Source organism: Endozoicomonas atrinae (assembly GCF_001647025.1).
Taxonomy (GTDB): Bacteria; Pseudomonadota; Gammaproteobacteria; order Pseudomonadales; family Endozoicomonadaceae; genus Endozoicomonas; species Endozoicomonas atrinae.
The window spans coordinates 1-8,412 of sequence record NZ_LUKQ02000232.1; the positions used below are offsets into that span (position 1 = coordinate 1).

6 protein-coding genes are annotated in these 8,412 nt (G+C 43.9%); 2 read left to right on the plus strand and 4 right to left on the minus strand.

Translation table 11 applies throughout. The features are described from left to right. Window positions 1–233 precede the first annotated feature (233 nt). Window positions 234–578, minus strand: coding sequence for an acid-activated periplasmic chaperone HdeA (gene hdeA / locus AK963_RS22220; protein ID WP_083232841.1), 345 nt, complete (start codon window positions 576–578; stop codon window positions 234–236). Between the two features lie 119 nt (window positions 579–697). Beyond that, window positions 698–3,196 carry a hypothetical protein gene (locus tag AK963_RS22225; protein ID WP_139117588.1) on the minus strand — a complete coding sequence of 833 codons (2,499 nt, stop codon included), beginning with the start codon at window positions 3,194–3,196 and terminating at the stop codon, window positions 698–700. Window positions 3,197–3,368: 172 nt separating this feature from the next. Here AK963_RS22225 and AK963_RS22230 point away from each other — a divergent pair, with 172 nt between their 5' ends. Further along, window positions 3,369–4,535 (plus strand): SPFH domain-containing protein, encoded by a 1,167-nt coding sequence (locus tag AK963_RS22230; RefSeq protein WP_139117589.1) that lies wholly within the window; start codon window positions 3,369–3,371, stop codon window positions 4,533–4,535. Window positions 4,536–4,620: 85 nt separating this feature from the next. Further along, a complete protein-coding gene (locus tag AK963_RS22235; protein ID WP_066017611.1) occupies window positions 4,621–6,579 on the plus strand; it encodes a DNA topoisomerase III in 1,959 nt (652 codons plus the stop codon). Window positions 6,580–6,736: 157 nt separating this feature from the next. On the opposite strand, the gene AK963_RS22240 is transcribed toward AK963_RS22235, so the two are convergent. Together AK963_RS22240 and AK963_RS33455 are read right to left on the minus strand one after the other, a co-directional pair. Next, complete coding sequence (locus tag AK963_RS22240; protein ID WP_066017612.1) at window positions 6,737–7,351, minus strand: hypothetical protein; 615 nt, start codon at window positions 7,349–7,351, stop codon at window positions 6,737–6,739. 521 nt (window positions 7,352–7,872) lie between these two features. After that, on the minus strand, window positions 7,873–8,412 hold a 540-nt coding region (locus tag AK963_RS33455), incomplete at its 5' end, for a hypothetical protein (protein ID WP_175404601.1).

The window sequence follows — 8,412 nt, forward strand, 5'->3', positions numbered from 1 at the left end:
GTCCTCTCGATTGGTCATGGCGCTGCTCCCTGCTTGATACCAACAGGAAAACAATCGGCCAGAAAAGGGTTAATCGGGAGGTCAAATTAAACTGGTGTTTTGAAGACTTATTACATCGGTGATGACATGAGTAGCATGATTTACCGGGTTGGTTATAAACAGATCCTGAGAACACCTGCCTTGGGGGGGACAGGTGTTCTGGTGTGAATATCTGGATTCGAGCTATTGGAAGACTAAATGTACTTTTTAAACTCAGTTTTTACCTTATCCCAGAAAGATGCCTGAAGATTCCGATTGCAGAACTCAAGAAGTGTGGGCCGGATGGTTTCAATGCCCTGTACATCGAAAGCGGTATCTTCAGGCTTTCCTGCTTTACTGTATGCGGTGGCCCAGCCAATGGCATAGGGTTGATAGTCTTCCTGAAGTGAAAGGTAGTCGGCACAAGTCCATTCGGTAATGGGCTTGGAGGGTTTGGTACTGTTGGTTGGGTTTTTGCTCTTGTCAGAGCTTGCAGCGACGGCGGTCAGGGATACAGCGGTCAGAACCATGGCCAGACCGATAGCTTTCATTTCCATCATGATCACCCTTTAACGGTTGTAAGCCTGAAAAATTCTAGTTCAAGGGGTATGTTCCGCCAGAAAATAATGATGCAAGTGCTGGCAGTCTGCTATTAATGGCGCATTTTGGAGGGGCAGGGTTAAAGGAGTTGAAGTCCGCTGAAACGAAAACGACGGCGGTACTCTGTTTTTTCCTGTTTTGTTTTATCTGAAAAATCTGGTTGTATGGTTCGTTTGGCATTGAAGAAAAACATTGCAAGCTGATCCCACTTGCCAGAATCTGTTTGGCATACTCCACCCAGTATTCTGTGGATATGGCCCAGAATACTTCCTCCGAGACACCTTAAATTGAAACGCATGAAGCCCTGCAACTCCAAGTCATTGTTAAAGTTCTCTGGTTTCTCAAGCCAGTCGGTGATCAACTGAATGATATGCGTTTCGTCTGGTTCTGGTGGAAAATGGATACCATGTTTTGAGGTATGCTCAATGCAGGTCAACGTAAGGTGTCTGGCTGTTAGCAGGGCGTTCATCCGCTCCTCTCGACTTGCGTAGGCACGGTGAGGGTCATTGGCCGAAATAGCAACACTGCATATGAACTCAAGCAGTATACGTTCATACCCAGTGATCTGCTGATAATGAGGATCAAAAAAGAAAGACTCATATAATCTGAACTCTCTATCAACGTCATTCAATCGCCTGTATCGGTTGATTATCCGCAACAGGTGGTTAACTGCGAAACTCCGATTGGAGTATTTCATTGCGTCAATAGGGCTCAGAGGTTTTCTTTTTGCTTTTACGACAGTGAAAGCCTCATCAGTGGGTTGCTCTTTATATTGCTGCAATATGCTTTTTGCCAAAAGGATAACCTGAGATAGATTTGAATAGCTCGTAGGTTCAGTGGGCGTTATAGTCTCAATAACCGGGCTTTCTATAGATGGAACAGGCTCTTCAGCTTCAAGTGAAGGGCTCATTCCTGATAAGCTTAGGGAGGGGGGCTGTTTGCATTTAGCGGGTTGAGCCTGAAGTGCCTGCAGAGTAACGACTCTTGACTTGAGGTCTTGCCAGCTGGCTTGATCTGTATCAGTAATATATTGCTTCGCTTTTTCCAGGGCTTCGTCTGCTTTTTTCAGCAGTTCTGCATCGGGGTCAGGGTTTTGCTCAAAATAGAAGTAGGCTAATTCCAGCCAGAGTCTTGGTTTGTTTCTGGCCGCTTTTCTCAACAATACTTCTGCATCGGTTAGGTTGTCCCTATAATCAGCTTTAATCATAGCCTGCAGCCATAATACGTAGGGGGTTTTGGTGCTCATAGACTCAAGGGAATCATAATCACCATCAAACCAGGCTCTCAGAGCTTGAGTAAGATCTTCAAGATGGCATGCTTCACTACACCTGATAACTTCAGTTGCATGGTCTTTGTACAGGGCTAAAGGATGATGCGTAATGTGCTGTATAAGGTCAAACAGGTATCTACGTTCTCCTTTTTGAATAAGTTTAATCAGTACATGCAGCTTTTCTATTTCAGGCACGTGCTTTTGCATTTCAAGGGCCTTGTGCTCCAGCACTTTGAATTGAGTGCAGTCCTCAAATTCTTGTTTTAGCTTATCTGAACGCGAATAAACATTACGCTGATTAGGAGTACAAGTAGACCCATATTCCATGGAGCGACAAAAAGACACTAGAAATATGGCGGTTCTTGATCGAACGGGCTGGGTGATGTCTTTTCTGTCAAGATAGAGTGCTAATTGTTTTAATAGCCCAAGCAACTTAGCCTTGGGAAGACTGTCTGCTCTTAACACGTATTGTATGGATTCGGAGTTGAGAGCGTTGATAAGTAAGTGGATGAACTCTTCAATACCAGAAAAACTCATTTGACTTTTAAATACAGACAAATATAAAAGAGGAAATAATTTTTCTGAAATCTGTTTGTTTTCTTTTTCAGTAATTACATTGGCAGGATGGATAGTCACCATTTTGAACGCTATTCTTTTAATTAAGTAAAGGCATTTTTTCAAACGTGGGGTTGGTTTTATTAGTTCTTTTTTTAAAACATCCATGTACTCATACATATTGCTTGCTTCTATATTGAGAGATGCAATCAGATCATTTTCAAGGTCAAGTACTCTTCCAAGATTTTCATTATAAGCTTCAGTATGATCAAATAATGCAGGCATTACAGTTGTTGTTAGTGCTTGCAGTTTGGCAATAGGCTGACGTAATGCCTCAGGAATCTTGCTGTATGGGTCACTGGGTATAAGGCTGTTTTCACTATTTTCAGATTCATCCGGGTGCTTTGGTGAAAGTTCTTCAGTTGCATCAGAAGTCGCAGTATTATTATTCAAGTGCTGAGTCGCATCTTGAGCTGCATCGGAGATTTTCTGAAAGAGCTTTGCTTGAGCCTCCCAGATTTTAGCACCGATCATCATTCGCTGGTATTGTTCTTGAAGATATCCTTGTAAGGCGTTTCTGGCAGATTGTTCCACGCTTACGGGTAGGGGCATTTCCTGTTCTAACATTCTTTTTGGGATTTCTTCTGCTATTTCAACACTTAATGAAAATGCTTTTTTTGGAGTCTGACCTTTTTCCTCTTTTATAGAGGAAGGGGTTGGTAGTTTTACAGGGGGAGTAGGATTGGTTTTCAAAAGTTTAATCGCTTTCTTTAATTCACCTATGACAATGGTTTTACTATTGACAATGGTTTTACTATTTGGTTCATTTTTATTATTTTTTGTGTTTGGTTTTGGGGTGTTGATTGATTACTTTGCTATAACTACTGCAGCTTATAAATCATTAAATAAGAACTGGAGTTAAGTTGTGGAAAATAAGCTAATGACGATATTGTTGGTGTTTATTCTGTTCTCACCCATTTTTGGTGGAAAAACCGAAGCCTCTGATTTTTATTCTTATATTCCTTTTCTATACAAGATTCCGGAGGGAAGTGCGGGTGTATTCAGGAATGGGAGTCAGTTTTATGATGATGTCTATCCTGCTGGTGTTTACCCAACCTGGCCTTCAGATGAAGGGTTTGTTATCAGTATTCTACCTGAGAAGGCAGCAGTTACTGATATTTCCTGTATTACTGCCGAGGGGATTCAAATAACATTTCCCAAGATCACCGTTCATTATCAGGTGCATGAAAAAGATGTTTTGGGTCTGGTTAAAAGGTATGGAATTGATTTTGTGAAACCCGTAATAAAAGATCCTGTGAAACAGGGGGTTGCGCATTTGTGTGGAACGATGACCGCTGAAGCGGTTTATTTCGATGGGTTTGCAATGCTAAAGGAGTATCTGGACGATTTTCTGATAGAGGAGCAAAGAGATAAAGACTTTGGAATATCAGTTTGTAATCTGGAAATTGATTCTCCCCGGGTACCGGATGTAATGATTGAAAGTCATACTGGCCATAATCCAGACCAAGAGCCCCAAACACCAACAACTTGCGAACAGCCTTATGAGATTTTTTATACATTGGAAGATGAGCAAGAGGCTATAAATCGTCTCTGTGATTCAGGTGGCCAGTCTGATGAATCCTATCAGGACCCAGCCTCGGAAGGAGATGCAGCAATAGTCTTGGAGCCCACTGGTTCAGTTGCTGGGGGGGAGCTTAGCGGTGGATTCAGCCTCCCTGAGGGAGCAAAGACATCTGGTGCCGAGACGGGTTATGAGTCATCTCAGGATGGTCGGTCAATTGAGTGGGCTGTGGATCCATTTATTGATGGCCAGAACTCAGGAGGTGACGGCACAGGGTCTATAGAAAACAGCCGGGATTCTGGTTCAGAACCTGTGGGAGAGTTAAGTGTTAGTATCGAGCCGGTACACAGTACTGATGCTGTAACTGGGACTAACCAGAATCAACCGCCAGCAGGACTGGTTGATGAGGTGCCAGGCCAAGAAAGGAGCAAAGAAAAGCTGTATCAGCAGATGCAGGACTCGAAAGGGCTTTGGAAGAATAACAACAGCCGGCTATACCTGGGCTGGTAAGAAAACGGATGAATGCTCGCTAAATGATGAATTATGCTGTATAAAAAAACAGTGTTTTAGTCATTGTGAACCGGATTGTTTTTGAATGCGGTTATTTATCGCCGAAAAGCCCAGCCTGGGACGAGCCATTGCGGATGTTTTGAAAAAGCCCCTGAAAAAACAGGAAGGCTATATTGAGTCAGCTTCAGGAGATGTGGTGACCTGGTGCATAGGACATCTGCTTGAGCAGGAGGAGCCAGATGCCTATGACCCGGCCTACAAAGCATGGAAGCTTGAACACCTGCCTATTGTTCCAATGCAGTGGAAGCTGAGGCCCAGAAAGGGAGGGCGTACGCAGCTATCAGTGATCAGTAAGCTGCTCAAGCGGGCTGATATTATCGTCAATGCCGGTGACCCTGATCGTGAAGGTCAGTTACTGGTGGATGAAGTGCTGGACTACCTGAAACTCTCTACGCAGCGTAAAAAAGATGTTCGTCGTTTATTAATCAGCGATCTGAACCCTTCTGCCGTTTCACAGGCTCTTGGGCGGATGAGATCTAATCAGGAGTTTGTACCACTTGCTGTTTCCGCGCTTGCTCGTTCCCGGGCAGACTGGCTTTATGGTATTAATCTGACTCGCGCCTGCACATTACTTGGCCGAAAGGTTGGCTTTAATGGTCTGCTCTCCATCGGCCGGGTCCAGACTCCGATACTGGGTCTTGTTGCTCGACGTGATTCAGAAATTGAAAACTTTCAGCCTAAGCCTTACTTTGAGGTTTTTGCCTCACTGTTGACGGCAAAAGGGGAAACCTTCAAAGCCAAGTGGATTCCCAGCGAAGCTTGTCAGAACTGGATGGATGAGGATGGACGGGTACTGGATCGGCGTCTGGCGCAGAATGTGGTGGATCGGATTACCGGCAAACAGGGAACGGTAAAACGTGTTGAAGACAAGCGTGGAAAAGAAGCCCCACCGTTACCCTACTCATTGTCAGCACTGCAGATAGATGCTGCCAGGCAGTTGCGCATGGATGCAAAGGCGGTACTTGATAGCTGTCAGCGTCTTTATGAGCAAAAACTGATTACTTACCCCCGTTCAGATTGCCGTTATCTGCCCGAAGAACATTTCTCCCAAGCTCCAGAAGTGCTGGCAACTATTCGCCATAATGTGTTTTCACTGGGCAAGGCCGTAGATCAGGCATTGCCAGACAGGAAGACCAGTGCCTGGAATGATAAAAAAGTAGGGGCTCACCACGCAATTATCCCAACATCGCTGAGAACAGACCTTGAACGATTGTCTGAACTGGACCGCAAGTTATATGGATTGATTGCCAGACAGTATGTTGCGCAGTTTTATCCTGATCATACGTTCAGCAAAAGAGTCGTCGATATTCAAATAGAAAAAGGTCTCTTTCGAGCTGGAAGCCGCCAGACTATGGAGGAAGGCTGGAAGGTTCTGATTAGCCCGGGGAAAAGTCATCAGCGTTCAGTTGATGATGAAAATAATGAAGAGGGTACTTTTTTACCTGAGTTGGCCAAAGGTGATGTTCTTGATTGTCCAGAAGCCGAGCTTAAGGAAAAAATGACACAGCCCCCCAAACCATTTAATGATGCAACACTACTTTCTGCCATGACGGGCATAGCCCGATTTGTTCAGGATAGAGATATTCGAAAGATACTCCGTGAAACCGACGGTTTGGGAACAGAAGCAACCCGAGCCAGTATTATTGAGCTTTTGTTCAAGCGCCAGTTTCTAGAGCGTAAAGGGCGCGGTATTCATGCGACGGCAACCGGTAGAGCTTTGATTAGTGCATTACCGGAAAGAGTAACAACGCCTGACATGACTGCGCGCTGGGAAGCCTCCCTGAATGATATTGTTGAGCGAAAAGGCAGCTATGGGGCGTTTATGAGCGGGCTTGATCAGGAGCTGAGAACTTTATTGAGGCAAACCATGAACGATGGTTTGCCTTCTGTTGCCGGATTGCCTGCACCTTCGAACCCGCCGTTTAAAAGAAAGGGTAGAGGAAAGAATACCGGAAGTCGCCGTAAAAAGCGGAGCCCAGCCTAGGGAACGCCCAGATGGGCGATATTCTCGCTCGGTCATGCTCCTGGGAATCGTTTTGAATCACAAAGACACTAAGGCACAAAGAAAAGCCTATGAACCAAATGCTCTCTTGACGAATAGATATCTTTCTTTGTGTGTCTTAGTGGTTCAAACTTAATACTCAGAAGAAGAGCTTCACAAAAAACTGGGTAGTGTACTGGTCAGAATTGCCACGATAGTTCAGGCCAAATCCCCACTCCTTATCGACTTGATATTCTGCTCCGGCCGTGAAAAAACCGGTATGATCATTTTCATCCCGGTCATAGTATTGCTCCATATAGCCGGTATTCAGCCAGAGGCCTCGCTCAAGGTGGTAGCGGGCAGCAACCGACGCTGTGTAGGCTGTCACTTTATCCTTCGCTTCATCGGCATCGACAGAGAGGCCATTTCTGAGTCGGCCACTGGTGATCGATGGAATTACATGGAACCTGTCCGTTGGCTTCAATAACAGGCTGGCTCCCGCAAAGTAAGAGCTGCCATCAATCTCGACATTGCTGGCAACTTCATGCTTATCAATACGGCCATAAGAATATCCCGCATTCAGGATGACTGGTATGGAAGGAATTTTATAGGCGCCATTTAAAAACCAGGTGGTTCCGTCAATGTTTTGTGTACCTTGGCTCTGATTATTGTAGCCAAAGCCAGTATTAATAAAAGTGTAGTTATAGTCATTACCTGCAAAAGCCAGGGCTGAAGTCGAAAGCAGAAAGGAAAGTAGCAAGGCACGAAAGATCATGTTTTTAATCCTTTGATTGTCGGTAGAGTAAGTAGTGAATAGGGGGATGTTGTAAGAAAAATACCTGCCACTACGGCCTTCTTTAGTGATTGTTATTTTTTCAAAAAGTTCCAATAGGGAACATTATTTTATGCAGATTGAATCTGTCAGATCACATTAAGTATCTAATGTTTGGAGGATATCGATTTTTTGATGAATAGATTCTGTGGGTACTTTACAGAGGTTATTTGATTGACAATGGTGTAATTGGTCCAGAAATAAAAGTCCTATGTTTTTTCTATGGTAGATAACAGGAGTAGCGAATACTGATTTATGGAGGAAGCAGTAATGGAGAGTGGCTTTTCCCTTATTTCAGGGAATTCACTCATGGGTTATTAGACTCGTGGTATCGTTAGGCTATTACAATATTAACGGGGTTAAATGGTGAATACTTGCATGTTTAATTGAAAACACCCCTGATACCCCGTAAATAGTCAGCTGGCAGAAGCTCTCTTGTCTTCTTTAGTGGGTTTGTGTTGTCATCATGAATCATTAATTTCATCATTCTGAAACACTATGTAGCTGCTTGCCTGATTTTCAATTACTCCTGGTAAGCAGGGCAGTACAGAGAGTCTGGTACTTTGAGGCGGCAGCTCTGTTGCTGCAGGAGAGTGCTTATCCGGGTTAATCCAACAGGACAGGTTATAAAGGTCATGATAATAACCAGCTTCAGTCACGTCAGAATCATAGTGGCCTAATGTACTGATCAGAGAACCTAACTGAATTTGCCTCTTTATTCCTTCGGATAGGTCGCTTAGCTTATCGTGAGTCATCCTCTCTTGTATATTGCTGCTTTTAATCATTTCCATAAGCCGCTCAGGATCATCGGGGTTTACTTCAAAACCATATAGAGAAAAACCTTGTTTTATGTATTCCAGGAACTTCTTGGAGTGTTCGGGAATGTAATTTAAATTGTGTAAACGCTTGTCGTTAATACTCCAAAATGGAGAATAACAATGAGCGTTGAAATCAACGAAAAACTGGTAGATCAAATAGCCAGTCAGATTAAAACTCAGGATGAT